A 26,909-nucleotide genomic window follows, 5' to 3' on the forward strand; every position below is an offset into this window, starting at 1 on the left:
CGATCAACAGGGGGAGGTAACCTATGACAGAAACAACAGTAGAGAAACTGGCCACGGAAGTGGGCAAGACGGTTGAAAGACTTATCGAACAGTTCTCTCAGGCAGGAATTAAGAAAGGCAAGAGCGACAGCGTCACCGAAGCCGAAAAACAGCAGTTGCTGGATTTCCTGAAAAAGCAGCATGGTGGCGATGCCATGCCCACCAAGATGACGCTGCAGCGCAAGACAGTGTCCACCCTGAGCGTTGCCGGTAGCGGCGGCCAGTCCAAGGACATCAAGGTGGAAGTGCGCAAGAAACGCACCTTCGTCAAGCGTGATGTGAATGAAGCCGCGATTAAGGCCGAGGAAGAGGCTAAAGCCGCCGAGGCCGCTGCTGAAGCCAAGGCCAAAGCCGAAGCTGAAGCCAAGGCCAAGGCGGAAGCCGAAGCCAAGGCTAAAGCCAAGGCTAAAGCCGAAGCCGAAGCCAAGGCCAAGGCCGCTGCAGTTGCACCGGCTCCCAAGACTCCTGAGTCCGAAGCTGCCCGTGCCGAGGCCGAGCGTCTGAAGGCCCAGCAGGAAGAAACTGCCAAGCGCAAGGCCGCCGAAGAGGAAGCCAAGGCGACCGAGAAGGCCCGTAAGCTGGCAGAAGAAAACGAAAAGCGTTGGGCCGAGGAAGAGCGTCGTCGCGCCGAAGCCGAACGTATCAGCGATCACCACCTGACCACGTCCAAAGTGGCCCGTGCTGCCGAAGACAGCTCGGATCTGGACGAAGAGAAGCGTGGCCGTCGTAACCGTAACAAGACTGCGACCAAGTCCAAGCGTGGCGGCAAAGATGCCCGCGAAGGCCGTGAGAAGCACATCAAGTACCGCAGCACTGCGCCCGAGTCCATGGCCCACGGCTTTAACAAGCCGGTTGCTGCCGTGAACCGTGACGTGCGCATCGGTGAAACCGTAACCGTGGCCGAACTGGCCCAGAAAATGGCGGTCAAGGCTACCGAAATCATCAAGCAAATGATGAAGATGGGCTCCATGGTCACCATCAACCAGGTACTGGATCAGGAAACTGCCCAGCTGGTTGCCGAGGAAATGGGTCACAAGGTAGTGCTGCTGCGTGAAAACGAGCTGGAGCATCAGGTTCTGGCTGACCGTGACGAAGACGAGAAGAAAGAATCCCGTGCGCCGGTAGTGACCATCATGGGTCACGTTGACCACGGTAAGACCTCGCTGCTCGATTACATCCGTCGCGCCAAGGTTGCGGCCGGTGAGGCCGGTGGTATTACCCAGCATATCGGTGCCTACCATGTGGAAACCGATAACGGCATGATCACCTTCCTGGATACCCCAGGTCACGCGGCCTTTACCGCCATGCGTGCCCGTGGTGCCAAGGCTACCGACATTGTGGTACTGGTAGTGGCTGCCGACGACGGCGTAATGCCGCAGACCATAGAAGCAATCCAGCACGCCAAGGCCGGTAACGTGCCCTTGATCGTGGCCGTGAACAAGATGGACAAGCCCGAGGCGGATATAGATCGCGTCAAGAGTGAACTGTCCCAGCACGGCGTAATGTCTGAAGAGTGGGGCGGCGAAAACATGTTCGCCTACGTTTCTGCCAAGGCGGGTACCGGCGTTGATGAACTGCTGGAAGCCATTCTGTTGCAGGCAGAAGTACTGGAACTCAAAGCCGTTCGCGACGGTATGGCCGCCGGTGTGGTGATCGAGTCCAAACTGGACAAGGGCCGTGGTCCTGTGGCCACAGTACTGGTTCAGGAAGGTACTCTGCGTACCGGTGACATAGTGCTCTGTGGTCTGGAATACGGCAAGATCCGCGCCATGAAGGACGAAAACGGCAAGAACATTACCGAAGCCGGTCCGTCCATTCCGGTTGAAATCCTCGGTCTGTCAGGCGTGCCTGCTGCCGGTGACGAAGCGACTGTGGTACGTGACGAGCGTAAGGCCCGCGAAGTGGCGCTTTACCGTCAAGGCAAGTTCCGTGATGTCAAGCTGGCGCGTCAGCAAAAGTCCAAGCTGGAAAACATGTTTGCCAACATGACCGAAGGCGAAGTGAAAGAACTGAACGTGGTGCTCAAGGCCGACGTACAGGGTTCTCTGGAAGCCATCTCCGACTCGCTGCGCAAGCTGTCCACCGACGAAGTGAAGGTGAACATCATAGCCTCCGGTGTAGGTGCCTTGACAGAAACAGATGCGACCCTGGCTGCGGCCTCCAACGCCATCATGGTGGGCTTCAACGTCCGCGCCGATGCCCAGGCCCGCAAGACCATCGAGAACGAGAGTGTGGATCTGCGCTACTACAGCGTAATCTACGATCTGATCGACGAAGTCAAGGCCGCCATGAGCGGTATGCTGTCGCCCGAGTTCAAGCAGCAGATCATTGGTCTGGCCGAAGTGCGCGATGTGTTCAAGTCGCCTAAACTGGGTGCTATTGCCGGCTGTATGGTTATCGAAGGCATAGTCAAGCGCAGCGCGCCAATCCGTGTACTGCGTGACAACGTGGTTATCTATGAAGGCGAGCTGGAATCCCTGCGCCGCTTCAAGGATGACGTCAGCGAAGTCCGCAATGGCATGGAGTGTGGTATCGGGGTGAAGAACTACAACGATGTTCGCGTAGGCGACCAGATCGAAGTGTTCGAAACCATTGAAGTCGCACGGACACTGTAACAACCAAAAAGGGCGGCTTTGGCCGCCCTTGTTGATTTTATGGCATTAAATTATGGCAAAAGAATTTAGTCGTACCCGCCGCATTGGCCAGCAGTTACAGCAGGAACTGGCGGCAGTGCTGCAGCGGGAAATGAAAGATCCCCGTATCGGCATGGTGACTGTCAATGACGTCGACGTGTCGCGGGATCTGAGCTTCGCCAAGGTGTTTGTCACCTTCTTCGAAGAAGATCCCAAGCTTATCGAACAAAAGCTGGCAGCCCTGGTGGCAGCAGCGCCCTATATCCGCACCCTGGTGGCCGGCCGGATGAAGCTCCGGGTCATGCCCGAACTGAGGTTCGTGTACGACAGCTCGCTGATAGAGGGCATGCGCATGTCCAACCTGGTCAGCAAGGTGATCCGTGATGACGAAGCCAAGAAAACCCAGGCCGGTCGCAGCGATGAAACCCCTGAGCAGGACGAAGATAACTGATGGCCCGTCGTTCCAAGGGCCGCGCCATCGACGGCATAGTGCTGCTGGATAAGCCTACAGGCATGAGTTCCAACTTTGCCTTGCAAAGGGTCAAGCGCCTGTACAACGCGTCCAAAGCCGGTCATACCGGGGCTCTGGACCCTCTGGCGACCGGCATGTTGCCTGTGTGTCTTGGCGAAGCCACCAAGTTTTCCTCCCATCTGCTTGATGCCGACAAGCGCTATCTGGTGACCGCCAAGCTGGGTGAGCGCACCGATACCAGCGACTCGGATGGTGAAGTGGTCAGTACCCGACCTGTCAATGTCACCCGTGAGCAACTGGATGCGGCCCTGGATACCTTCCGCGGCGACAACATGCAGGTGCCGTCGATGTTCTCGGCGCTCAAATACCAGGGCCAACCCCTGTACAAGTATGCCCGTGAAGGCAAGGAAGTGCCCCGCGAAGCCCGGCCCATCACGGTATTTGAGCTCAACTTCATCAGTTGGGAAGGTGATGAGCTGACGTTGGACATTCACTGCTCCAAGGGCACCTATATCCGTACCATAGTCGATGATCTGGGTGAGAAGCTCGGTTGTGGCGCCCATGTGATCATGTTGCGCCGAACCCAGGTGGCCAAATATCCCTACGACAGGATGGTCACCCTGGAGCAGCTGGAAGCCCTGGTTGCCGGGGCGCACGAGCGAGGTGAGGCAAGCGAGTCCGTGCTGGATCCGCTGCTGCTGCCCATGGATACCGCAGTGGCGGATTTACCGCTGATTAATCTGCCCGAAAGCGTCGGTGTCTATCTGCTCAATGGTAATCCGGTGCAGGCGCCGGGACTTAAGCCCGACCAATTGGTACGCATCAGCCTGGGTGATGAGCAGCGTTTCGTTGGCATCGGCATCATGGACAACAAGGGATTGCTGGCACCCAAACGTCTGGTGGTGTTCAGCAGGGATGGGGATTAAAGCGGTTGCTATGGCCTGTAATTAGGGCTAAAATACCGCTCCACTTTGGCTGAGTTAGTGATCGGCTGAAGCCATTTATAGAAATTTTGGAGATATTCATGTCACTAAGTACTGAAGCAAAAGCAAAAATCCTGGCTGAGTTTGGCCGTGGTGAAAACGACACTGGTTCAACTGAAGTTCAGGTAGCTCTGCTGACTGCTCAGATCAACCACCTGCAAGATCACTTCAAACAGCACGTTCACGATCACCACTCACGTCGTGGTCTGCTGCGTATGGTTAGCTCTCGTCGTAAGCTGCTGGCCTACCTGCAACGTACTGAGAACGCCCGTTACGTTGAGCTGATCCAGAAGCTGGGTCTGCGTCGCTAATCCCGAGCGGATAAATAAAAAAGGAGGCCTTGGCCTCCTTTTTTATTACCCGAATGCGGCGGATAAATTGGTTATCCGCCTATTTCACAAATGCTGGCATTGTTGCCGGCAATGTATTTTTGCTCGAACTCTTCCAACGGTAAGGGCTGGCTGAAATAAAAGCCCTGGCCAATGCCGCATTGATGGTTCCTGAGCCACTCCAATTGCTGCTCGTTCTCTATGCCTTCGGCGACTATCTTGAGATCCAATTGTTTGCCCAGCATCAGGATGGTTGATGCTATGGCACTGTCCTCCGGCAAATCCGACACAAAGCAACGGTCAATTTTCATGGTGGTGATGGGCAGGTGCCGCAGGTAGGACAGGGATGAATAGCCGGTGCCGAAATCATCCACGGCAATCCCGAAACCGGCACTCTTGAGCTGATCTAGCTTCATAATAGCCAGTTCGATATCGTTCATCAGCGAGGTTTCGGTGATTTCGATTTCCAGCAACTCCGGTGAGATCTGATGCCGCAACGCCAATTGCTTGATGTCGGGCACCAGGCTGGCATCGCTGAACTGCTGTGAGGCCACGTTCACCGCAATGGGCACGGCAAAGTTGTATTGTTTTTGCCAGTGCTTCAACACCTTGCAGCTTTGCTCTATCACCCAGCGCCCAATAGGGACTATGATGCCGGTCTCTTCCGCCACAGGAATAAAGGACATGGGGCTGATAAGGCGACCATCTTTTTGCCAGCGGATCAGGGCCTCGCAGCCCACCAGGGCACCGGTGGCCAAATCCAGCTTGGGCTGGAAGTGCAGCAGGAATTCATCATTTTTCAACGCGTCGTGCAGTGATGCCTCGGTGCGCAGCCTCACTGCGGCGCGCTCTGTCATCTGTTGCTTGAAGAAGGCCCATTGGTTGGAACCCGAGGCCTTGGCGCTGTACATGGCAATGTCGGCGTGGCGGATAAGATCCTCGGCACTGTGGCCATCTTCCGGGTACAGGGATATACCCACAGAGGCCGCAGGGTGTATGGCATGTTCGTTCAACTGTATGGGGTTATTGAGCTGCACCAGCAACTTATCGACAAAGTCGGCGGCCTGATCTGCGGTCTGGATTTCGTCTGCCAGGATAACGAACTCATCGCCCCCTAAGCGCGCCACTGTCCCCTTGTCGCCCACCACCCGTTCCAGCAGGCGGGCGATACGGGCCAGAAACTGATCCCCCAGGGCATGACCGAGAGAATCGTTGACGTTTTTAAACCTGTCCAAATCGATGAACAGCAGGGCAAAGTGGCGCTTGTGGACCCTGGCCCTTTGTATGGTGACGGCTATGGTCTCCAACAGCAGGGTACGATTCGGCAGGCCGGTGAGCGGATCCCGGGTGGCCATCTTGCGTAGTTTGCTTTGGGTTTGGCCGAATTGGATCAGAATTTGGTTAAATTTTGAGGCCACCAGACCCAGCTCATCATCCTTGTGGGATTCCGTCAGTGGCAGAAGGTTCTCGTCCGGTGATTCAGGTTCAATCTTGTCAATGGCCTCGGCAATGCGGGCTATGGGTTGGGTCAGGAAACGGTGAAACACCACCGACAGGGCCAAAGTCAGCAGCAGCGCCCGCGCCAGGGTGGCAACAAAGCCTAATTTCAGCTGTGAGAACAGGCTGTTGGTCAGTTCCTGGGTGTCGTAAAAAATGGTCAGGGTGCCGATCAGCTGTTGCTGTCGGGTGCCTTCGAAATAAAAGGGGCGGTACAGGGGGCGGGAAATTTCCCGCAAGTCTCCAAACAGACGATTACCCAGGTCAATAAAGGCGCCTTTGCCTACGCTCTTGTCGTTGCTGACCGAAACAAACAGCGAACCATCGTCAAGTTCTATGACGGCAGAGCCTACGTGTTCAACCTTGAGTACCCCCTCAAGGGTTTGGCGTGCCAGGTTGTCGTCCAGGGCCCAGACGGCGTTGGTGGAGGGTTGTTCAACCGAGTCCAGCAGTTCGTGTTGGGTAGTGATGAGCGATTGGCGGGTGCTTAACCCTACGAGTGCAATTTCTACCAGAAAAACAGCTACGGCAAAAAACAGCGCGGTAAATACAACAAGGTTGGTTTGTTTCCAGGTCAGCGATTTAAACCGGGTCGTCATTTATTAGTATCCTTGCCAATGCGTTTTAACCATAGGCGGCACATCCCTATTTCCAAGTCCCTAAAATCGACATCTTTGTCCCACTCTAGTGAAAAGAAGCTGATTTGTCATCATGATCTGCTCTTTATCTATTGATTGCAGTTGCAGTATACTTACGCGCGTAATTCAAGGTCATTAATTAAGGAATGGGTCACGTGAATCCTATCGTAAAAAGTTTTGAGTATGGTCAGCACACAGTCACTCTGGAAACAGGTGTAATCGCTCGTCAAGCCGATGGTGCCGTTATGGCCAGCATGGGCGACACTACAGTTCTGGTGACTGTTGTGGGCAAAAAGGAAGCCGATCCAGGCCGTGACTTCTTTCCTCTGACCGTAAACTATCAGGAAAAGACCTACGCAGCCGGTAAAATCCCCGGTGGATTCTTCAAGCGTGAAGGTCGTCCTTCTGAAGACGAAACTCTGATTGCCCGTCTTATCGACCGTCCTATCCGTCCTCTGTTCCCTGATGACTTTACCAACGAAGTACAGGTCATCATCACAGTGGTATCGGTAGATCCTCAGATTGAGCCGGACATCGTTTCCATGATCGGTACCTCTGCTGCACTGGCTATCTCCGGTATTCCATTCAACGGTCCTCTGGGCGCCGCCCGTGTGGGTTATGTGAATGGCGAATACGTGCTGAACCCAGGTGCCGCTGAACTGGCAGGCAGTGAGCTGGATCTGGTAGTTGCCGGTACCCAGGGTGCCGTACTGATGGTGGAATCCGAAGCCAAATCCCTGCCTGAAGAAGTAATGCTGGGCGCCGTGGTTTACGGTCACGACCAGCAGCAGGTTGTTATCAATGCCATTAAAGAGTTTGCCGCTGAAGCCGGTAAGCCACGTTGGAACTGGACTGCCCCTGTTAAGAACGAAGCCCTGGTTGCCCAAATCAAAGAGCTGGCCGAAGAAGGTCTGACCGCTGCTTACCAGATCATGGCCAAGCAAGAGCGCTACGAAGCCGTTGGTGAAGTGAAGAAAGCCACCATCGCCAAGCTGCAGGAAGTCAATCCTGAAGTAAACGTACGCGAAGCCGCCGATCTGCTGGGCAGCCTCGAGAAGAACGTGGTTCGCAGCCGTATCATCGCTGGCATGCCACGTATCGATGGCCGCGAGCCAGACATGATCCGTGCCCTGTCTGTGATGGCCGGCGTTCTGCCACGTACCCACGGCTCTGCACTGTTCACCCGTGGTGAAACTCAGGCGCTGGTGACCTGTACCCTGGGTACCGAGCGTGATGCGCAGAAGATCGACTCCATCATGGGCGAGCGCACCAACCGCTTCATGCTGCACTACAACTTCCCTCCTTACTCTGTGGGTGAAACCGGTATGGTTGGCTCGCCAAAGCGCCGCGAAATCGGTCACGGCAAGCTGGCATGGCGCGGTATCAACGCGGTAATGCCTTCTGCTGAAGAGTTCCCATACTCTGTGCGTGTGGTATCTGAAATCACCGAGTCCAACGGTTCTTCTTCCATGGCCTCTGTGTGTGGTACCTCTCTGGCCCTGATGGATGCCGGTGTACCTATCAAGACCTCTGTAGCCGGTATTGCCATGGGTCTGGTGAAGGAAGGCGATAACTTCGTGGTTCTGTCAGACATCCTGGGTGACGAAGACCACCTTGGCGACATGGACTTCAAAGTAGCCGGTACCCGTGATGGTGTGACTGCACTGCAGATGGACATCAAGATCGAAGGTATCACCAAAGAAATCATGGAAATCGCTCTGCAGCAGGCCTACGGCGCTCGCGTTCACATCCTGAACGTGATGGACCAGGCCATCGGCAGCGCCCGTCCGGATATCTCTGACCACGCGCCACGTATCACCACCATCAAGATCAACCCAGAGAAGATCCGTGAAGTGATTGGTAAGGGCGGTGCGGTTATCCGTGCCCTGACCGAAGAAACCGGCACTACCATTGAGCTGGAAGACGACGGTACAGTGAAGATTGCCTCCAACAATGCCGACGCAACCCGTGAAGCTATCCGCCGCATCGAAGAGATCACCTCCGAAGTGGAAGTGGGTCGCATGTACACAGGTAAGGTTATCCGCATCGTTGACTTCGGCGCCTTCGTGAACATTCTGCCCGGCAAAGATGGCCTGGTACACATCTCACAAATCAGTGATGAGCGTGTAGCCAACGTGTCAGACCATCTGGAACTGAACCAGGAAGTGACCGTGAAGGTCATGGAAGTGGATCGTCAGGGCCGTGTACGTCTGTCCATCAAGGAAGCCAAGGAAAAAGCAGCGCCAGCCGCTGAGTAATTCCGGCAACAGTCCGGCACCAGATAAAAAAGGAGACCTTTGGGTCTCCTTTTTTTATGCCGTCATTTGAAAAAGCCAATTAATATCAATAGTGGATGGCGGCAAAGATGGCGGATTGCTATTATGGCCGCTCCCCGTTAACAGGCGAATCAAGGTAGGTTCTGATGGTAAGTAAATTCAAGGCATTGGCAGTAGTTAGCCTGCTGGGAGCAAGCCTGATGATGAGCGGTTGCTCTGCCACGGCAAGGGCCGGCGGTGATGAGATTTCCGGTAAACTGATGGTGGCGCCTTTGCTACCGGACTATAAGCAGGAAGTCACCCTCGCCAAGCTCAATGAAGTGCTGTCTACCATGGAGCTGACCGAAGAGCAAAGGGCCAGATTCCATTACGAGCGTGGCGTACTTTACGACAGTCTGGGCCTGAGGTTGTTGGGCCGGCTGGACTTTTCCCAGGCGCTGCGTATTCGTCCCGATATCGCCGATGCCTACAACTTCCTCGGCATCTACTATACCCAGGAAGGTGAGTTCGACAGCGCCTACGAGGCTTTCGATGGCGTACTGGAGCTGCAACCCGACTATGACTATGCCTACCTTAACCGTGGCATAGCCCTGTATTACGGTGAGCGGGCCGATCTGGCCATTGCCGATATGAACCGGTTCTTCTCCCTTGACCCCAGCGATGGCTACCGCTCGCTGTGGCTGTATCTGGTGGAATCTGCCAAGGACAAACCACAGGCCTTGGCACATCTTAAACAGCACAGGCAACAGCTGAGCGGTGACGCCTGGGCCACGGTTCTGGTGGATTTTTACCTGGGTAAGGTGAATAAGTCTGAGGTCTTTGCCAAGGCCAAACAGGGCCTGAGTCAGCCAAGGGAATATACCGAGCGCCTGTGCGAAGCCTATTTCTATCTGGCCAAGACGGAAGCCGAACAGGGCAACAAGGAGCTGGCAGCCAATTACCTGCGTTTGGCGCTCGCCACCAATGTCTATGATTTTGTCGAGCACAGATATGCCAGGGTTGAGCTGGCTCGTCTGGCCGGGCAGGAATAAAGCCGACCCACAGGCAGCGCTGTGATTGTGCTCGGTGCCAATATAGGCGAAAATAGCGCCCAATTCTGATCCATCCAGGGGAGCATGCTTTGCTCCCCTTCACTTTAAAAGATAGTTATTCATGTCAAATACACTGCTTCAGGAAGTGGCTTCCCGCCGCACCTTCGCCATTATCTCGCACCCCGACGCGGGTAAGACCACCATTACCGAAAAGGTATTGCTCCACGGACGCGCCATTCAGACCGCTGGGACGGTGAAGGGCCGTGGTTCATCCCAACACGCCAAATCGGACTGGATGGAGATGGAAAAGGAACGTGGTATTTCGGTAACCACCTCGGTGATGCAGTTTCCTTACAATGACTGTCTGGTAAACCTGCTCGACACCCCGGGTCACGAAGACTTCTCCGAAGATACCTATCGCACCCTGACGGCGGTGGATTCCTGCCTGATGGTGATTGATGCAGCCAAGGGGGTGGAAGACCGTACCCGCAAGCTGATGGAAGTGACCCGTTTGCGCGACACGCCCATTGTCACCTTTATGAACAAGCTCGACCGCGATATCCGCGATCCCATGGAGCTGCTCGATGAGGTGGAAACCGAGCTGAAAATTCTCTGCGCCCCTATTACCTGGCCCATAGGCTGCGGCAAGCTGTTCAAAGGCGTCTATCACCTGCACCGGGATGAGACGGTTCTTTATCAAACCGGCCATGGTCATACTATTCAGGAAGTCCGTATTATCAAGGGATTGGATAATCCCGAGTTGGATACTGCCGTGGGTAGCGACTTTGCCGAGCAGTTGCGCGAAGAGCTTGAACTGGTGCGCGGTGCATCCAACGAGTTCGATCTTGAGCTGTTTTTGCAAGGTGAACTGACCCCGGTTTACTTCGGTACCGCGCTGGGTAACTTCGGGGTTGACCACATGCTTGACGGTCTCACCGAATGGGCGCCAGCACCCATGGCCCGTGAAACTGCCGAACGGACAGTGGCCGCGACGGAAGATAAATTTGCCGGTTTCGTGTTTAAAATTCAGGCCAACATGGATCCCAAGCACAGGGACCGTATCGCCTTTATGCGCATTGTTTCGGGCAAGTACACCCAGGGCATGAAGATGAAACACGTGCGCATTGGCAAAACAGTGAACATCTCTGACGCCGTGACCTTCATGGCAGGCGATCGTGAGCGTGCTGAAGAGGCCTTCGCCGGTGACATCATAGGTCTGCACAACCACGGCACCATACAGATAGGTGATACCTTTACCCAGGGCGAAGATATCAAATTTACCGGTATCCCCAACTTTGCTCCCGAAATGTTCCGCCGTATTCGCCTGAAGGATCCGCTGAAGCAAAAGCAATTGCTCAAGGGCCTGGTGCAGCTGTCCGAGGAAGGCGCCGTGCAGGTATTCCGTCCGCTGGATACCAACGATCTGATCGTGGGTGCTGTTGGTGTGCTGCAGTTTGAAGTGGTTGTGGCCCGCCTCAAGTCGGAATACAACGTTGAGGCTATATATGAAGCCATCAACGTTGCCACCGCCCGTTGGGTTTACTGCAACGATGCCCGCAAGTTGGAGGAATTCAAGCGCAAGTGTTCCACCAACCTGGCGCTCGACGGTGGTGATAACCTGACCTATATTGCCCCCACCATGGTGAACCTGAATCTGTCGATGGAACGTTATCCCGACATCCAGTTTGCCAAGACCCGGGAACATTAATCGGGTAAAAGCGGGCTGAGGCCCGCTTTTTTATTGCCTGAAGCAAGTGGACATTCGGCAAAGCCTGTTCGCAAAGAGAGTGCTAAGCTGACCACAAGATTCAGCAACAGTATTTGTTAAGGAACAGGCCACTATGGCTCAGCTGATAGATACCCATGCCCATCTGGACTTTTCCGAATTTGATCCTGACAGGGATACCCTGGTGCAGCAGATGCTTGAGCAGGGGATATCCAACGCCATTATTCCCGGGGTAGCGCCTGCTCTGTGGCAAAGGCAATTGGCAATTGCGCGCCAATATGGCTTCTATTACGCCCTGGGGATCCACCCCTGGTATTGTCCGCTCAAAAACGATGTGGATATTTCAGAACTGAAACTCCTGATCAATTCAAGGCGTCAAGATCATGCTTTGGTTGCAATCGGTGAGTGTGGGCTGGATAAGTTGCGTCAGGACACCTGGCCCTTCCAGCAGGCCTGGCTCGAAGCGCAACTGCAATTGGCTGACGAGCTCGGGCTGCCGGTTATTCTGCACTGTGTGCGTGCCCATGAAGAACTGCTTACCCTCTTGAGCCGCCATTCACCCTCCCGTCGTGGCGTTATCCATGGATTTTATGGTTCCCCTGAGTTGGCAGCGCGCTATTTTCGCCTGGGTTATCGCTTGGGTATTGGTGGATTGTTGTTGAATGAGGATGCAAAAAAGCTGCATTTAACTGTGCAACATTTGCCACTGGATGCCTTTATTCTGGAGACGGATTCGCCTGCCATGGCCCCCAAATCGGCCATCGACAGGCGTAATACCCCGCTGTTAATAGCCCAAATTGTCGCCAAAATGGCCAATTTGCAAAAAAAATCCAGTGTTCTAATATCAGAACGTCTGTCTGAGAATGCGGTGCAACTGTTTGAGCTGTAGTTGGTTTTGTTTGAACAGGTGTTTGTCGCAATGGCGGATTCAGGTAAGCATTTGAAATTTAACTTCAAAAACATGATCAAATCGACGATTTTCCGTAAAGGCTCGGGTATAATCTTGCTCGGAAATAGGTTGGTTAACAACATAATTAAAAAGTGTTAACAAATAGGGTGATGGTTAATGAGTATATTAATGAGCTTGGTGGGCGTAATAGTCCTGCTTGGAATAGGTTTCCTCCTTTCCAATAACAAAAAAGCGATCAGCGTTCGTGCAGTGGGTGGCGCTCTTGCCATTCAAGCTGCCTTCGGTGGTTTCGTTCTGTATGTTCCTGTCGGCAAGGATATCCTGAAGGCAGTTTCCGATGGCGTGTCCAGCGTTATCGGCTACGGTCAAAACGGTATCAACTTCCTGTTCGGCGATCTGGCCCAGTTCAAGGTTGGCTTTATTTTCGCCATCAACGTACTGCCGGTCATTATCTTCTTCTCTTCACTGATTGCCGTGCTCTACTACCTGGGCATCATGCAGTGGATCATCCGCATCATAGGCGGTGGTCTGCAGAAGGCTCTGGGTACCAGCCGTACCGAGTCCATGTCAGCCACAGCCAACATCTTCGTTGGTCAAACTGAAGCGCCACTGGTGGTACGTCCATTCGTTCCAACCATGACTCAGTCTGAGCTGTTTGCCATCATGGTGGGCGGTCTGGCTTCTATTGCCGGTTCAGTACTGGCCGGTTATGCCTCTATGGGTGTGCCTATCGAGTACCTGGTTGCCGCGTCCTTCATGGCTGCTCCTGGTGGTCTGCTGATGGCTAAACTGATGCACCCAGAGACTGAAACCACCAAAAACGAAATGGACGAGCTGCCAGCCGATCCTGACAAGCCAGCCAACGTGCTTGATGCTGCTGCCGCCGGTGCTTCCTCCGGTATGCAACTGGCTCTGAACGTAGGCGCCATGCTGATTGCCTTCGTGGGTCTGATCGCCATGATCAACGGCATCATAGGTGGTGTGGGCGGTATGTTCGGTTACGAAGGCCTGACGCTGGAACTGATCCTGGGTTATGTGTTCATGCCACTGGCGTATCTGATCGGTGTGCCATGGAATGAAGCTCTGGTTGCCGGTTCTTTCATTGGTCAAAAAATCGTAGTGAACGAGTTCGTGGCTTACCTGAACTTCGCTCCTTACCTGAAAGACGTAGCCGATGGCGGTATGCTGGTTGCAGAAACCGGCGCTGCCATGAGCGACCGCACCAAAGCGATTATCTCTTTCGCTCTGTGTGGTTTCGCTAACCTGTCTTCTATCGCGATTCTGCTCGGTGGTCTGGGTGCCATGGCCCCTAACCGTCGTCACGATCTGGCCAAACTGGGTATCCGCGCCGTTATCGCCGGTTCCCTGTCTAACCTGATGAGCGCCACAATCGCAGGTCTGTTCCTGGCGCTCTAATCGCCGACAAACAGATGTGTATCGGGCCCTGCCAGTAGGGTGGGGCCCAGTTAATACAACCAGTTTCCAAGAGCAAAGTCTGAAGCAGTATCCGTCTGAGGACGGGCCGTGATTGATGTTGATATAACGTTAATGATGTTAATTGCGGTTGGGGTCGTTTCCTGACTTTGTTCACAAAACAAAATTTTGTGTTCGTGTTTTGAGTGCAGATTCTTGTAACTTCACAAAGTCGCGCTACAATGCACGGGTCTAAAAAATGCTGTCCCCGAAGGCAGCAACAAAACCAAAGATAAATGGGGTTGATGATGAAAAACGTAAAATCTTATGCACTGGCCGCTACCGCGGTTGCAGCAATCTCCGGTAACGCTTTCGCAGCCGATCGCAGCGACATCTATGCCAGCGATTACAAGTGGATGCAGTTCAATGCCATGTACTCAATCGGTGAAAAGCCTGAGCTGAATGGTGACGAGCACAACTACATGGAAATGGAGTTCGGCGGCCGTAAGGGTATCGTTGATCTGTATGGCTATGTTGACGTGTTCAACCTGGCTAACGAATCCAGCAAGCACGGTGACAAGAACCCAGGTTCTGGCGCCAGCAAGCTGTTCATGAAGTTTGCCCCACGTATCTCTCTGGATGCCGTATTCGGTAAAGATCTGTCTGTAGGTCCTATCCAGGAAGTGTACTTCTCTACTCTGTTCAACTGGAACGGTAGCGTAGGCGACGGTGTTAACTCCACTTTCTGGGGTGTGGGTGCCGATGTGAACGTGCCATGGTTGGGCAAAACCGGCATGAACCTGTATGCCTACTATGACCTGAACAACAAAGAGTGGAACGGTTATCAGTTCTCTGCCAACTGGTTCAAGCCTTTCTACTTCTTCGACAACAAGAGCTTCCTGTCTTTCCAAGGCTACCTGGACTGGCAGTTCGGTGCTGACGAGAACCACAACGAATTTGTTCCTACCACCAGCAGCGGCGGTGACATCTTCTTCGGTCTGTACTGGCACTCTGACAAATATGCTCTGGGCTATGGCCTGAAAGGCTTCAAAGACGTATACCTGCTGGAAGACAAGGGCGGTATCGTTGGTCTGGAAACCACTGGCTGGTCTCACTACTTCACAGCCACTTACAAGTTCTAATAGAGCTTGATGCAAGGCGGGAGCCATACGCAAGTATGGCTCCACTTTCCAAGTCCTTAGTTAAGCAAATTTGACTAAGCTTGCTTAATTAAAGGTTTGTGATTTCTCGCGTTAAAAAGGATTTTTCGCGGAAGGCAGGAGCAGCAGTTCTGTTTCCCCCTTTCCGGTCTTCAAGGATTCAAGTCGTGACCCTAGCCTCGGCTAGTTGTTATCAACATTGAATACCTGACTTGATGCCAAAATGGCATCCGGCATTGCCTGAAGGCCCGGCCATAACTATAAGATAAATGTACCCAGCCACCTCCCGGCGAAGCCCTTTTGGACTGATTCCAATTCATTGATTTACGTCTCGGAGAGCTACTATGAGCGATTTGAAAAAAGCGGCACAGCGTGCCATTGAACTGATGGATTTGACCACGCTGAATGACGATGACACAGATCAGAAGGTGATCGACCTGTGTCATAAGGCCATGACGCCAGCCGGCAATACCGCTGCCATCTGCATTTATCCCCGTTTCATCCCCATTGCCCGTAAAACCCTGATCGACCTGGGCGCTGAGGATATCCGCATTGCTACTGTCACCAACTTTCCCCACGGTAACGATGACATTGCCATTGCCGTATTGGAAACCCGTGCCGCGGTAGCCTACGGCGCCGACGAAGTGGACGTGGTCTTTCCCTATCGTGCCCTGATGGAAGGTAACGAGACCGTGGGCTTTGAACTGGTGAAGGCCTGTAAAGAAGCCTGTGGCGAAGATGTGCTGCTGAAAGTCATCATTGAATCCGGTGAGCTGAAAGATCCGGCCCTGATCCGCAAGGCGTCTGAGTTGTCCATCGATGCCGGTGCCGACTTTATCAAGACCTCTACCGGTAAGGTGCCCGTTAACGCCACCCTGGAAGCCGCCGAGATCATGCTGACCGTGATTGCTGAAAAGAATCGCGCCGTGGGCTTCAAGCCCGCCGGTGGTGTGCGTGATGCTGCTGCCGCAGCCGAGTTTCTCGGTACCGCCGAGCGCATTCTGGGCGCAGATTGGGTGACCCCGCGTACCTTCCGTTTCGGCGCTTCCAGTTTATTGAACAGCCTGTTGCATACTCTTGAACTGGCCGATGCACCCAAAGGTGCCCAGGGCTACTGATCCCGGTCCAATTTGTGATCGGTATCGAGTCCTGTTACTCAGGAATTGAGTAGTATTCTTGTAAGTTAATTACAGAATTTTAGTTCAAGAGCTGAGATTGTCGCTGATAAATGAAACTCAGCGACATATCGGGAGGCAAAGTATGTTTTTGGCACAAGAGATTATCCGCAAAAAGCGCAATGGTGAGGCCCTGAGCAAGGAAGAAATCCAATTCTTCGTCAAGGGGATCACAGATAACAGCGTCTCAGAAGGGCAGATTGCGGCCCTGGGTATGGCGGTGTACTTCAATGACATGACCATGGATGAGCGTATCGCCCTGACCACGGCCATGCGCGATTCAGGCACTGTCCTCAACTGGGACAGTTTGCAACTTGATGGCCCAGTTATCGACAAGCACAGTACCGGCGGTGTCGGTGATGTGATTTCCCTGATGCTCGGCCCCATGGCAGCCGCCTGTGGCGGTTATGTCCCCATGATTTCCGGCCGCGGTCTGGGTCATACCGGTGGCACCCTGGACAAGTTTGATGCCATTCCCGGCTATCAGACCGAGCCCTCAAGCGAACTGTTCCGCAAGGTAGTCAAAGAGGCGGGCGTGGCCATCATAGGCCAGACCGGCGATCTGGTGCCCGCCGACAAGCGCTTCTATTCCATCCGCGACAACACCGCGACCGTGGAATCCATATCCCTTATCACGGCATCCATTCTGTCGAAGAAGCTGGCCGCAGGCCTGGACGCCCTGGCCATGGATGTAAAAGTGGGCAGCGGCGCCTTTATGCCCACCTACGAGGCCTCGCTGGAGCTGGCCCGCTCCATTACCGCGGTAGCCAATGGTGCCGGCACCAAGACCACGGCACTGCTCACCGACATGAACCAGGTGTTGGCATCCTGCGCCGGTAATGCCCTGGAAGTGAAGGAAGCGGTGGATTTCCTGACCGGTAAATACCGCAACCCCCGCCTCTACGAAGTGACCATGGGCCTGTGTGCCGAAATGCTGCAACTGGGTGGCCTGGCGGCAACTGAAGCCGAAGCCAGAGCCAAGCTCAATGCCGTGCTTGATAACGGCCGAGCAGCGGAAATTTTTGGCAAGATGGTGGCCGGTCTTGGCGGTCCGGTGGACTTTGTTGAGGCCTACGATAAGTACCTGCCGAAGGCGCAGATTATCCGCCCGGTTTATGCAGACCGCGAGGGTTATGCCTATAGTATGGTGACCCGTGAACTGGGTCTGGCCGTGGTCACACTCGGTGGCGGTCGCCGTAAACCCGGTGATGCCCTGGATTACAGTGTCGGTCTGTCCAATGTCTGTACCCTGGGACAGACAATCAACAAGGACACTCCGCTGGCCATGATCCATGCCCAGTCCGAGGCTGCATTCGAAGAAGCGGCCAAGGCCGTCAGGGGCGCCATCAAGGTCGCCGACAGCCAACCCGAGAAAACACCTGAGATCTACCAGTACGTACGTGCGGCGGATCTGTGAGGGAAACTATGATGAAACGTACCATTATTCTGATGCTGGATTCGTTCGGCATTGGCGCCGCCGATGATGCGGACAAGTTCGGCGATGTGGGCTCCAACACCTTTGGTCATATCGCCAAGATGTGTGCCGAGGGCAAGGCCAACAACGGCCGCGAGGGCGCATTGAAGCTGCCGAACCTGAGCCGTCTGGGGCTGGCACACGCCGCCATGGAAGCCACAGGCAGCTTTGCCGCCGGCTTCGGTGACAATGTGGAACTGATAGGCGCCTACGGCCATGCCCAGGAGCTGAGCTCCGGCAAGGATACCCCCAGTGGTCACTGGGAAATGGCCGGTGTGCCCGTGCTGTTTGACTGGGGTTACTTCAGCGATCACAGCAATTCCTTCCCCAAGGAACTGACCGACAAGATCCTCGCCCGCGCCGGGCTGGAGGATTTTCTCGGTAACTGCCATGCCTCCGGCACTCAGATCCTCGAAGATCTGGGCGAAGAGCACATGAAGAGCGGCAAGCCGATTTTCTACACCTCCGCCGACTCGGTATTCCAGATTGCCTGTCATGAAGAGACCTTCGGCCTGGAAAACCTCTATCGCCTGTGTGAAATCGCCCGCGAGGAGTTGGAGCCCTACAATATCGGCCGGGTCATAGCCCGTCCCTTTGTCGGCACAGGCCCAAGCGATTTCGCCCGCACCGGCAACCGCCGCGACTATGCGGTCGAGCCGCCATCCAAGACGGTACTGGACAAGCTCCAGGCCGCCGGTGGTGAAGTGGTCAGTGTCGGCAAGATTTCCGATATCTATGCCCACTGCGGTATCACCAAGAAGGTCAAGGCCTCAGGCCTGGAAGACTTGTTCGATGCCACCCTGGCGGAAATCAAGACTGCCGGTGACAACAGCATAGTGTTCACCAACTTCGTGGATTTCGATTCCCACTATGGCCACCGCCGCGACGTGTCGGGCTATGCCAAGGCGCTGGAATATTTCGATGCCCGCTTGCCTGAGCTGATGGCACTGTTGCAGGAAGGCGATTTACTGCTGCTGACCGCCGATCACGGCTGCGATCCCACCTGGCAGGGCACGGATCACACCCGTGAATTCGTTCCCGTGCTGGCCTATGGTGCCGGTTTGAAGGCCGGTTCCCTTGGCAAGCGCGGCAGCTTTGCCGACATAGGTCAGTCCATTGCCAGCTACTTTGGCCTCAGTCCAATGGAGTACGGTGAGTCGTTCGTCGGCTGATTGAAGAAGTTTCATTTTGGCGGTTTCCTTTGAACCGCCTATTATCAAAGACTTAAGTCTTAAACAAAAATACAGGGGTTATTCTGATGGCTACACCACACATTAATGCTGTTGACGGTGCATTTGCAGAGACAGTGCTCTTCCCGGGCGATCCGCTGCGTGCTAAGTACATTGCCGAAACCTTCCTGGAAAATGTTGAGCAGGTGACCGACGTGCGCAACATGCTGGGCTTCACCGGCACCTACAAGGGCAAGCGCATTTCCGTAATGGGCTCAGGCATGGGTATCCCATCCTGCTCCATCTACGCCACCGAGCTTATCAAGGACTACGGTGTCAAAAACCTGATCCGTGTTGGTACCTGTGGTGCCATCAGCACAGACGTGAAAGTCCGTGACGTGATCATCGGCATGGGTGCCTGTACCGATTCCCAGGTAAACCGTCTGCGCTTCAAGGGCCAGGACTTTGCCGCCATCGCCGATTACAGCCTGCTGAGTGCCGTGGTGGAATCTGCCAAGTCTCACGGTATCCAGGCCCGCGTGGGTAACATCTTCTCCGCCGATCTGTTCTACACTCCTGATCCACAAATGTTTGACGTGATGGAAAAAATGGGTGTGCTTGGTGTTGAAATGGAAGCCGCCGGTCTGTACGGTGTGGCCCACGAATTCGGTGCCCGTGCCCTGTGTGTGGTGACTGTATCCGATCATATCCGTACCGGTGAGAAGACCAGCTCCGAAGAGCGTCAGACCACCTTCAATGACATGATCATCATGACCCTGGATGCAGCCATCCAGCTCTGATAGCTTGTTAAGTTGATAAACTAAGGGCGCCATTGGCGCCCTTTTTGTTGCCGGATTCAGGTCGGATCGTTTGCTTTCTCTTGTCCGTCGGGGCTGTCTGCTGAGCCCTGGCTTTGCTCTGCCGCGCCACTGTTGGCTGCTTTTCTGATACGGTTGATACGGGCCTTGCGGCGGTCAAAATGGGCCCGCTTGAAACTCAATGCCCGGGCCAACAGCATGCCGATTAGACCGGCCACCAATAACATCAGTTGCTGCTGATCCATATTGAGCTGATGCGCTTCGCGGATCTCTTCAAAAAACAGCTTGGGATCCAGATAGACCTCCACATAGCCCAGATTGCGGCCGTCCTGCAGTACAGCTTCCACGTAGGGGGAATAGGGCGCCAGCGCCTGTTTAAGCTCTTCCGAGTCCGGCTCCAATGCCTGCTCACTGACACTCTGGGCAAAGGACAAGCGGGTACCCTGTTCGCCGTAGATGGCCGCCGCCATGACCTTGGGATCCGCCACCAGGGCGCTGGCGAGCCACTGCAATTGCTCATCATTTTGCAATTGCAGCGCAGGTGCCGCGCCATAGGCGGTCTGCTGCACCAATAATCTCGCCATCTTTTCCGTTTGGGACTTCAGAAGCAGTTGGCCTTGTAGTAGGCTTGACTGCCACAGCTGGACCAGGCCCGAGATCAGGGCCAGCGCTATGCCAATCTGCAGCAGCCGGCTGATTTTATGGCTTTTTTTGAGCCCTTTTAAATGGAACACCCTAACCCTTAGATTTGATGAGCCTTGTTCCAATCATAATGGATTGTGCGCAAGGCCGATAGCCGGAGAGCCTTAGTCCATGACCCCGAATGCCCAGTCCCTTGTTTCAGAGCAGCTCCATGCCTTGATTGGCGCGTCTTCACTGCAGCAACATGCTGAAGCCGACGCCCCCGAGGGGCAGGTACTGCGTCTGGTATGGCAGCGCGAGGGGCTGACAACGGAGATCATGGCGCGTTTGGTCGCCAGCGCCGGGCAGATAGTCTCGGTGGCGCTGCTTGAGCGTCAGTCCGGATTGCTGGGACTGGAGTTGGTGCTTAAGGACGCAGGCGAATTGCCCGGCCATCTGGCGGCATTGGATGGACTTGAGTGCTTTTTGCTTTCGAGCAAATTGCCGCGTCTTGGTGAGCCCGGCCTGCTGGTGATGGACATGGACTCCACCGCCATCAAGATTGAATGCATTGACGAGTTGGCGGCCATGGCCGGGGTGGGGGCCGAGGTGGCCGAGGTGACCGAGCGCGCCATGCAGGGGGAACTGGATTTTGAGCAAAGCCTGCGGGCCCGGGTCGGGAAACTCAAGGGGGCTGACGCGGATATCATCACCCGCCTGTGTGACAACTTGCCCCTGATGGAAGGGCTCGAGGCCATGGTGGCCGAGCTCAAGTCCCACAATTGGAAACTGGTGTTGGCGTCCGGTGGCTTCACTCCCTTTGTTGGCCATCTTAAAACCCTACTGGGGCTTGATGCGGCCTTTGCCAATGAGCTGGTTATCGAAGATGGCAAACTCGTCGGTGAGGTAACAGGCAAGGTGGTCGATGCCCAGTTCAAGGCCGATGTGGTCGGGCGCATGGGCGAGGAGTGGCAAATTCCAGCGGGCCAGAGAGTGGCCATAGGCGATGGCGCCAATGACATTCCCATGGTCAACGCTGCGGATCTCGGCATCGCTTTCCACGCCAAACCCAAGCTGGCGGCCGCCGCCGATGCCGCGATTCGCAGCCTGGACCTGCGGGTGCTGCCATTTTTGCTGCGGGCTTGAGCTAAGCGCATTTGAGTAAATGCTCTTGTGTTTGCCGGCCCCAGGCGCTAGCTTAACCGGTAAGAGTCATAGGCGGGCCTGCCCGCCACCGGTCAACAGAACCCATGCCAAATATCCCGCTCAAGCAAGAGTCCATATTTCTGCCCTATGGTGAAGGTCGCCTGCACCTGAGGCGCATCCAGCCCAGTGCCGGCGCCAGCCATGGCAGCCCCATCCTTATGCTGCACGGTGCCATGTCCAATGGGCGGGTGTTCTACAGTAATTCCGGCCGTGGCCTGGCCTGTTTTCTTGCCCGGGCAGGCTTTTGCGTCTATGTACTCGACAGCGCCGGGCGGGGCCTGAGCGAGCCCAGGCTGGGACCCGGTGTGGACCCCGGCCAGGGCAAGGTGATCCGTGAGCAGCTGCCCTTGGTACAGCAGCAACTGCTGCAATGGCATCCCAAGGCCAGCGGCGTGCATTGGTGTGCCCATTCCTGGGGCGGGGTCTTGATGGCCAGTTGCCTGGTGCGCTATCCGGAGATTGCCGCGTCGGTCCGTTCTTTGCTGACCTTTGGCAGCAAGCGTACCATCAGGGTGCAGTCACTGAAGAAGTGGTGGATGGTGGATATGGTCTGGAACCGCATTGCACCGGCACTGGCCAAACGCCGCGGCTATCTTGCCGCTGATAAACTGAAAATGGGCATGGATAACGAAAGCCTGTCCTCACTCAATGAGAGCATCGATTGGGTTCGGGGCGACTGGGTCGATCACGACGATGGCTTTGACTATGGTGCTGCGGCCAGGGGCCTGCCACCATGCTGGTTTATCGCCGCCGAGCGAGACACTGTGCTCGGTAACCCCGCCGATGTGCGTGACATGATGCTTGAGTGTCACGCCGCCGATGGCCGCTTTACCTTGCTGTCACGGGCCAACGGCAACCTGCACGATTATGGCCATGCGGATATGCTGACCCATATGGATGCCCCGGTGGATCATTTTCCGGCTGTGTTGGACTGGTATTTGGGCTTTGATCTTGCGGTGCTGGCAGACGCTAATTAATTTCCTGCCAAATCTTGCCGCTATTCCCGATACAATGCCGGATAACGCTGTAATACCTCGTGGCTGATATCCAAGAGTTCGGCCACACCCACTATCCGCCACATCTGCTCTTCCAACTGTTTGGCCTTGTGCTGGGCATGGATATGTATGTATTCCAGTTCCCGGCGAATGTAGGCCATATCGGGTTTGCCTGTGGCGGCCCGGTACAATTTCAGCGCCACAAATCGCCCCAGTATCTGACTCTGGCGGATAAAGGCCAGTTGCGCTTCCTCGCTCAGGCTGTCACGGCGGACACACTTGAGTTGTACCTTGCCCCGGGATTGGTGGGCGACCTGGATAAAGATTTCAATGCTGTCGACATCCTGCAGCGGCCGCATTTCGCGGATGGGATCTATGATGTCACGCTTGGCGGCACCATTGCCCAGCAGCGGCGTCAAATCGTACCTGAGTTTCTCGGTGCTCAGGGCGGCAAACAGATCGGCTATCGGATGGGGCTCCACTCCGACGCCTATATGGCTGACCACCGTGGCCTTGCTGGTTTTCTCGATAAACAGCGGAATACCTTGCAGGCGCCGCATCAGCAGATTCTTCATGCCATCGGACAGTTCTTTCACTTCGGCATTGTTTTCCGTCAGCTGTTCCAGTTTTTCCCTGTTGTGTTCAATCAGCTTGTTGAGAAACTCCACGCCCGCATGGGGGGTATGGCCCACAATCGCAGCCAGGTGCAGGGTGCAGCCGTCACGACGGCTGCGCACCAGTTGGTAGGGCAGTTCCTCAAGCCGGGTTTTACCGGCGAGGGCCTGCAACTTGGGCAGGCTCAGGGTGACGGGCTTATTCAATTCGAACGGCAGGCATTCGTCGAGGTTCAACTGCATGCCGCGGGTGGAGATATCGCAGCTGATCCCCTGGGCCCTGAGTTTTCCCTGGCGGATCTCCACCAGGGTCTTGAAGGCGAAGCGGGCTTCCCGGCGACGTTCACTGAACTCCAGTGCCACCTGGCGTATGGTCTGGCTGTTGAGCTTTTTCTGGCCATACACCTTGAGGGCATTGACGTTGCTGTTGTCAAACCACTGCCGGTATTGGCTGCGGGCGGCCTCGCAGGTGACGTCCATCAGCTGCAGCACATGGCTGAATCCCGCCAACTGCTGCTCGGTCAGGGCCGAGTAGCTGCCGCTGTCCCCCGGTATCATGGCGCTTTTGTATTGCTTGTCGTGATCTATGATGTCCGCGCTGAGGCGGAACACCCGCCAGCTGGGTTTGCTGGCACCAAAGCCGAGAAACAGTGGCATTTCACCCCTGTGTTTGAGCTCGGCGAGGGTTGCCGAGTAGAAGAACAGCCGACCGTTGGCGTTGTGGGTGAAGCAGAAAAACAGGCTGTGGTCCGGGTTGTTCGCTTGGTTGAGCAGGTAATTGAGCCTGCCGGGGGTCAGCATGGCGGGCAGTTGGCTGATATCTTCCTCGTCCTGAAAAAAGTGCACTATGCCCTGATTGTCATGGCTCAGCAGCAGATGGCTGATGGAAGGCACGTCGCCCTTGGGCATGAACAGCGGCAGGTGGGGCAGGTGTGCCAGGTACTGACGCTCGAATGCCAGGCCCGTGGCCGTGACCAGCACATCGTTGATATCCACCTTGTAACGGTACTTGTAGCCGTTGATCAGGTTGCCCAGCATTTTCGCCAGGGCTTCGGTGCCGCCGATGCGTTTAAGGCGCATCCAGCAATACTCATTGTTGCTGTCGGTGTCGACTATCTGGTAGTCCACCCCCTGTTGCAGATCCTCGTAATAGTATTCCTGACTCAGATCCACCAATTTAACCCGCAGCGGCTTGTCGGGATTGAAACCGTGCCTCATTGGCAGGCGTATGCGGGCGCCGCCCACTGAGAGATCCACAGTGATCCCGTTTTGGGTTTCACGACCGACCTGGGATGCCTGAATGCGGATACTGTAATTCATCCGCTCTTCGGTGCGGTTGAAATAGCTACCCATGACCACGGCCGGCAACAGGAAGGGGAGGCTGCCGGGGGACTGGAGTTCCGTCGGTGATTGGCGTTGTTGCAACCGTCGTTGCTTGTGGGCCTGCATCACCTCTTCATAGACACCCAGGGTATAGCGACCCCGGTACAGGTGCAGGGCCCGTTCAAATACCTGCCTGGCGGGGGCGTCGAGAAAGTGGACCTGGCGCTCAAGGTGTACTTCCTCGCAGGGAAGCTCACTTTTGTCACGCAAATCGATGAGCCGGCTGCAGTTGTTGCCCAGACGGGTCAGCTCCATTTTCAACAGAAAACGGGTGGAATTGGATTCATCGGCTGTCAACTGCTCGAAAACCTGAGGGAAATTGGGTTCCATCATCAAAGGTTTTAGCTGTTCGATCAGGGCTGAATGACTCTCTAGGCTCATGGGTGGATTCTTTTATAGTGCGGACGCAAGGCGCTGCTGTTAGTCTTATGTCGGCCGCCGTAGGGCGGGCTTTACCTTTTTTATACAAATTTTAGTGAGTTATGGCAAAGAATAAAACCGCTTACGTCTGCAACGAGTGTGGCCAGGACTTTCCCCGCTGGCAGGGCCAATGCAGCGCCTGTCATGAATGGAACAGTATCACAGAAGTGCGCCTGGGGGCGGTCACGACGGGCCGCAGCGACAGGTTCAGTGGCTATGCCGGTGCCGCAGCCAGTGAAATCAAGACGTTGGATCAAATCGATCTCAATGAGTTGCCCCGCATCGGCAGCAGTTTCACCGAGTTCGACCGGGTGCTCGGCGGCGGCATAGTGCCCGGCAGCGCCATCCTTATTGGCGGTCATCCCGGCGCCGGCAAGAGTACCCTGTTGCTGCAAACCCTGTGTCAATTGGCCGAAACCATGCCGGCACTTTATGTCACCGGCGAAGAGTCATTGCAGCAGGTGGCCATGCGCGCCCATCGTCTGGGCTTGCCGACCGCTAAACTCAAGATGCTGTCTGAAACCAGCGTCGAAACCATCTGCGAGATTGCCCTCAGGGAACAGCCCAAGCTGGTGGTGGTGGACTCCATTCAGGTGATGCATATCAGCGATGTGCAGTCCTCCCCCGGCAGCGTCGCCCAGGTACGTGAGTCCGCCTCCTTCCTGACCCGCTTTGCCAAGCAGCACGGCATAGCCGTCATCATGGTGGGCCATGTGACCAAGGACGGCAGCCTGGCCGGTCCCAAGGTGCTGGAACACTGTATCGATTGCTCTGTGATGTTTGAAGGCGACAGCGACAGCCGCTACCGCACCCTGCGCTCCCACAAGAACCGTTTCGGTGCCATCAACGAGTTGGGGGTGTTCGCCATGACCGAGCGGGGCCTCAAGGAAGTGGCCAATCCTTCGGCCATCTTCCTCTCCCGCGGTGACGAGGCCTCATCCGGATCCCTGGTGATGGTTGTATGGGAAGGTACAAGGCCGCTGCTGGTGGAGCTGCAGGTGCTGGTGGACAACTCGGCCCTGTCAAACCCAAGAAGGGTGGCCGTGGGTATGGACGCCAACCGTCTGGCCATGTTGCTGGCGGTGATGCATCGCCATGGCGGTCTGCAAATGGCGGATCAGGACGTGTTTGTCAACGTGGTCGGTGGGGTCAAGGTCAGCGAAACCAGTGCCGATTTGACCCTCTTGTTGGCCATGGTATCGAGTTTCCGCGGTGATATTCTGGCGCGGGATCTGGTGGCTTTTGGTGAGGTGGGCTTGTCCGGTGAAATCCGCCCCGTGCCCAATGGTCAGGAGCGGTTGGTGGAAGCGGCCAAACACGGTTTTCGCCGCGCCATAGTGCCCAGGGCCAATGTGCCCAAGCGGCCGCCCGAGGGCATGGAAATCATAGGTGTCAGCAAGCTGTCGGAGGCATTGGCGGCGCTGTGAGCCCAGGTTCAGCTATTGTCTGCGGCTTGCTCGTGCTCTTCGATAAAGCGTTCCAGTTCACGGTACAGCAGATTGGCATCACCCAGATTAAGCTCCAGCATGCGTCTTAAGTGGCTGATGCTTTCCACGTCTATGTGCAGGCACTTGAGGCCGAGCAGGCCCAGCTTGCGGTGGATGATTTCGGCTTCCATCTGCAGCTCAATATCGGATTCCGGCAGGGTGAAGGACAGGGTCAGCCTGTCTCCCAAAGGCGCAAAATTCCTGGGTTCTTCCACCAGGGCACCGTTGAGACTGAGATCCAGAATGCGGGTGCCCCAGCTTTGCGGTGGCTGATCCAGGTTGGCCCGGGTGTCAAACAGGATCCGGGAAAACTTGCGCCTTTCATTCATATTCGCTGTCCTTGTGCTGGGCTGCCGACTTTGCCGTTAAGCATACGCCAACATACGGTTTCTGTAAAAATTCCTGCCTTGAATTTCAGTGCATTGGCGAGGGCTGGTTGA

The 26,909-nt window shown here is 55.4% G+C and carries 21 protein-coding genes; 17 read left to right on the forward strand and 4 right to left on the reverse strand.

Annotation, left to right across the window (positions count from 1 at the left end; translation table 11 throughout):
• Positions 1-23 precede the first annotated feature (23 nt).
• The 4 genes from infB (at position 24) to rpsO (ending at position 4,438) form a co-directional block, all read left to right on the forward strand.
• Entirely contained in the window at positions 24-2,654 is a 2,631-nt protein-coding gene (infB, locus tag JYB84_RS04415; RefSeq protein WP_207322231.1) for a translation initiation factor IF-2, read from the forward strand.
• 52 nt (positions 2,655-2,706) lie between these two features.
• Complete coding sequence (gene rbfA, locus JYB84_RS04420; protein WP_207322232.1) at positions 2,707-3,123, forward strand: 30S ribosome-binding factor RbfA; 417 nt, start codon at positions 2,707-2,709, stop codon at positions 3,121-3,123.
• Positions 3,123-4,070: a tRNA pseudouridine(55) synthase TruB gene (gene truB, locus JYB84_RS04425; protein ID WP_207322233.1), complete on the forward strand. Its 948-nt coding sequence runs from the start codon at positions 3,123-3,125 to the stop codon at positions 4,068-4,070. The genes rbfA and truB overlap by 1 nt, the downstream gene beginning before the upstream one ends.
• Positions 4,071-4,168: 98 nt before the next feature.
• Positions 4,169-4,438 carry a 30S ribosomal protein S15 gene (rpsO, locus tag JYB84_RS04430; protein ID WP_207322234.1) on the forward strand — a complete coding sequence of 90 codons (270 nt, stop codon included), beginning with the start codon at positions 4,169-4,171 and terminating at the stop codon, positions 4,436-4,438.
• Between the two features lie 71 nt (positions 4,439-4,509).
• Here rpsO and JYB84_RS04435 read toward each other — a convergent pair whose 3' ends face one another.
• The gene (locus tag JYB84_RS04435) at positions 4,510-6,552 is read right to left on the reverse strand and encodes a putative bifunctional diguanylate cyclase/phosphodiesterase (protein ID WP_207322235.1); all 2,043 of its coding nucleotides are present in this window, start codon (positions 6,550-6,552) and stop codon (positions 4,510-4,512) included.
• A gap of 194 nt (positions 6,553-6,746) precedes the next feature.
• Here JYB84_RS04435 and pnp point away from each other — a divergent pair, with 194 nt between their 5' ends.
• The 10 genes from pnp (at position 6,747) to deoD (ending at position 19,725) form a co-directional block, all read left to right on the forward strand.
• Positions 6,747-8,849 carry a polyribonucleotide nucleotidyltransferase gene (gene pnp, locus JYB84_RS04440; RefSeq protein ID WP_207322236.1) on the forward strand — a complete coding sequence of 701 codons (2,103 nt, stop codon included), beginning with the start codon at positions 6,747-6,749 and terminating at the stop codon, positions 8,847-8,849.
• 164 nt (positions 8,850-9,013) lie between these two features.
• Positions 9,014-9,898, forward strand: coding sequence for a lipoprotein NlpI (gene nlpI / locus JYB84_RS04445; RefSeq protein WP_207322237.1), 885 nt, complete (start codon positions 9,014-9,016; stop codon positions 9,896-9,898).
• Positions 9,899-10,019: 121 nt separating this feature from the next.
• Positions 10,020-11,606, forward strand: coding sequence for a peptide chain release factor 3 (gene prfC / locus JYB84_RS04450; protein WP_207322238.1), 1,587 nt, complete (start codon positions 10,020-10,022; stop codon positions 11,604-11,606).
• 142 nt (positions 11,607-11,748) lie between these two features.
• Positions 11,749-12,513 carry a TatD family hydrolase gene (locus tag JYB84_RS04455; RefSeq protein ID WP_207323095.1) on the forward strand — a complete coding sequence of 255 codons (765 nt, stop codon included), beginning with the start codon at positions 11,749-11,751 and terminating at the stop codon, positions 12,511-12,513.
• Positions 12,514-12,690: 177 nt separating this feature from the next.
• Positions 12,691-13,950 carry a NupC/NupG family nucleoside CNT transporter gene (locus tag JYB84_RS04460; protein WP_207322239.1) on the forward strand — a complete coding sequence of 420 codons (1,260 nt, stop codon included), beginning with the start codon at positions 12,691-12,693 and terminating at the stop codon, positions 13,948-13,950.
• Positions 13,951-14,255: 305 nt separating this feature from the next.
• Positions 14,256-15,089 carry a nucleoside-specific channel-forming Tsx family protein gene (locus JYB84_RS04465; RefSeq protein ID WP_207323096.1) on the forward strand — a complete coding sequence of 278 codons (834 nt, stop codon included), beginning with the start codon at positions 14,256-14,258 and terminating at the stop codon, positions 15,087-15,089.
• Positions 15,090-15,451: 362 nt separating this feature from the next.
• Positions 15,452-16,225: a deoxyribose-phosphate aldolase gene (gene deoC / locus JYB84_RS04470; protein WP_207322240.1), complete on the forward strand. Its 774-nt coding sequence runs from the start codon at positions 15,452-15,454 to the stop codon at positions 16,223-16,225.
• A gap of 142 nt (positions 16,226-16,367) precedes the next feature.
• On the forward strand, positions 16,368-17,699 hold the full coding sequence (gene deoA / locus JYB84_RS04475) for a thymidine phosphorylase (protein WP_207322241.1): 1,332 nt from the start codon (positions 16,368-16,370) through the stop codon (positions 17,697-17,699).
• An 11-nt stretch (positions 17,700-17,710) separates the two neighbouring features.
• A complete protein-coding gene (locus JYB84_RS04480; RefSeq protein WP_207323097.1) occupies positions 17,711-18,928 on the forward strand; it encodes a phosphopentomutase in 1,218 nt (405 codons plus the stop codon).
• Positions 18,929-19,014: 86 nt separating this feature from the next.
• Positions 19,015-19,725: a purine-nucleoside phosphorylase gene (gene deoD, locus JYB84_RS04485; RefSeq protein WP_207322242.1), complete on the forward strand. Its 711-nt coding sequence runs from the start codon at positions 19,015-19,017 to the stop codon at positions 19,723-19,725.
• Positions 19,726-19,781: 56 nt separating this feature from the next.
• On the opposite strand, the gene JYB84_RS04490 is transcribed toward deoD, so the two are convergent.
• On the reverse strand, positions 19,782-20,477 hold the full coding sequence (locus JYB84_RS04490; protein ID WP_207322243.1) for an AhpA/YtjB family protein: 696 nt from the start codon (positions 20,475-20,477) through the stop codon (positions 19,782-19,784).
• Between the two features lie 79 nt (positions 20,478-20,556).
• On the opposite strand from JYB84_RS04490, the gene serB reads away from it, so the two are divergent.
• A complete protein-coding gene (gene serB, locus JYB84_RS04495) occupies positions 20,557-21,510 on the forward strand; it encodes a phosphoserine phosphatase SerB (RefSeq protein ID WP_207322244.1) in 954 nt (317 codons plus the stop codon).
• A gap of 104 nt (positions 21,511-21,614) precedes the next feature.
• Positions 21,615-22,547, forward strand: coding sequence for an alpha/beta fold hydrolase (locus tag JYB84_RS04500; protein WP_207322245.1), 933 nt, complete (start codon positions 21,615-21,617; stop codon positions 22,545-22,547).
• Between the two features lie 20 nt (positions 22,548-22,567).
• On the opposite strand, the gene JYB84_RS04505 is transcribed toward JYB84_RS04500, so the two are convergent.
• Entirely contained in the window at positions 22,568-24,943 is a 2,376-nt protein-coding gene (locus tag JYB84_RS04505) for a PilZ domain-containing protein (RefSeq protein WP_207322246.1), read from the reverse strand.
• Between the two features lie 101 nt (positions 24,944-25,044).
• Here JYB84_RS04505 and radA point away from each other — a divergent pair, with 101 nt between their 5' ends.
• A complete protein-coding gene (gene radA, locus JYB84_RS04510; RefSeq protein WP_207322247.1) occupies positions 25,045-26,409 on the forward strand; it encodes a DNA repair protein RadA in 1,365 nt (454 codons plus the stop codon).
• A gap of 8 nt (positions 26,410-26,417) precedes the next feature.
• Here radA and JYB84_RS04515 read toward each other — a convergent pair whose 3' ends face one another.
• Entirely contained in the window at positions 26,418-26,798 is a 381-nt protein-coding gene (locus JYB84_RS04515) for a PilZ domain-containing protein (RefSeq protein ID WP_207322248.1), read from the reverse strand.
• Positions 26,799-26,909 lie beyond the last annotated feature (111 nt).

Origin of the sequence: Shewanella cyperi (genome assembly GCF_017354985.1) — a bacterium.
Lineage (GTDB): Bacteria > Pseudomonadota > Gammaproteobacteria > Enterobacterales > Shewanellaceae > Shewanella > Shewanella cyperi.

Excerpts from the sequence above, each read along its gene's own strand:
- infB (WP_207322231.1), top strand. The coding sequence starts at position 24 with ATGACAGAAACAACAGTAGAGAAACTGGCCACGGAAGTGGGCAAGACG.
- rbfA (WP_207322232.1), top strand. The coding sequence starts at position 2,707 with ATGGCAAAAGAATTTAGTCGTACCCGCCGCATTGGCCAGCAGTTACAG.
- truB (WP_207322233.1), top strand. The coding sequence starts at position 3,123 with ATGGCCCGTCGTTCCAAGGGCCGCGCCATCGACGGCATAGTGCTGCTG.
- rpsO (WP_207322234.1), top strand. The coding sequence starts at position 4,169 with ATGTCACTAAGTACTGAAGCAAAAGCAAAAATCCTGGCTGAGTTTGGC.
- JYB84_RS04435 (WP_207322235.1), bottom strand. The coding sequence starts at position 6,552 with ATGACGACCCGGTTTAAATCGCTGACCTGGAAACAAACCAACCTTGTT.
- nlpI (WP_207322237.1), top strand. The coding sequence starts at position 9,014 with ATGGTAAGTAAATTCAAGGCATTGGCAGTAGTTAGCCTGCTGGGAGCA.
- prfC (WP_207322238.1), top strand. The coding sequence starts at position 10,020 with ATGTCAAATACACTGCTTCAGGAAGTGGCTTCCCGCCGCACCTTCGCC.
- JYB84_RS04460 (WP_207322239.1), top strand. The coding sequence starts at position 12,691 with ATGAGTATATTAATGAGCTTGGTGGGCGTAATAGTCCTGCTTGGAATA.
- JYB84_RS04465 (WP_207323096.1), top strand. The coding sequence starts at position 14,256 with ATGAAAAACGTAAAATCTTATGCACTGGCCGCTACCGCGGTTGCAGCA.
- deoC (WP_207322240.1), top strand. The coding sequence starts at position 15,452 with ATGAGCGATTTGAAAAAAGCGGCACAGCGTGCCATTGAACTGATGGAT.
- deoA (WP_207322241.1), top strand. The coding sequence starts at position 16,368 with ATGTTTTTGGCACAAGAGATTATCCGCAAAAAGCGCAATGGTGAGGCC.
- JYB84_RS04480 (WP_207323097.1), top strand. The coding sequence starts at position 17,711 with ATGAAACGTACCATTATTCTGATGCTGGATTCGTTCGGCATTGGCGCC.
- deoD (WP_207322242.1), top strand. The coding sequence starts at position 19,015 with ATGGCTACACCACACATTAATGCTGTTGACGGTGCATTTGCAGAGACA.
- serB (WP_207322244.1), top strand. The coding sequence starts at position 20,557 with ATGACCCCGAATGCCCAGTCCCTTGTTTCAGAGCAGCTCCATGCCTTG.
- JYB84_RS04500 (WP_207322245.1), top strand. The coding sequence starts at position 21,615 with ATGCCAAATATCCCGCTCAAGCAAGAGTCCATATTTCTGCCCTATGGT.
- JYB84_RS04505 (WP_207322246.1), bottom strand. The coding sequence starts at position 24,943 with ATGAGCCTAGAGAGTCATTCAGCCCTGATCGAACAGCTAAAACCTTTG.
- radA (WP_207322247.1), top strand. The coding sequence starts at position 25,045 with ATGGCAAAGAATAAAACCGCTTACGTCTGCAACGAGTGTGGCCAGGAC.
- JYB84_RS04515 (WP_207322248.1), bottom strand. The coding sequence starts at position 26,798 with ATGAATGAAAGGCGCAAGTTTTCCCGGATCCTGTTTGACACCCGGGCC.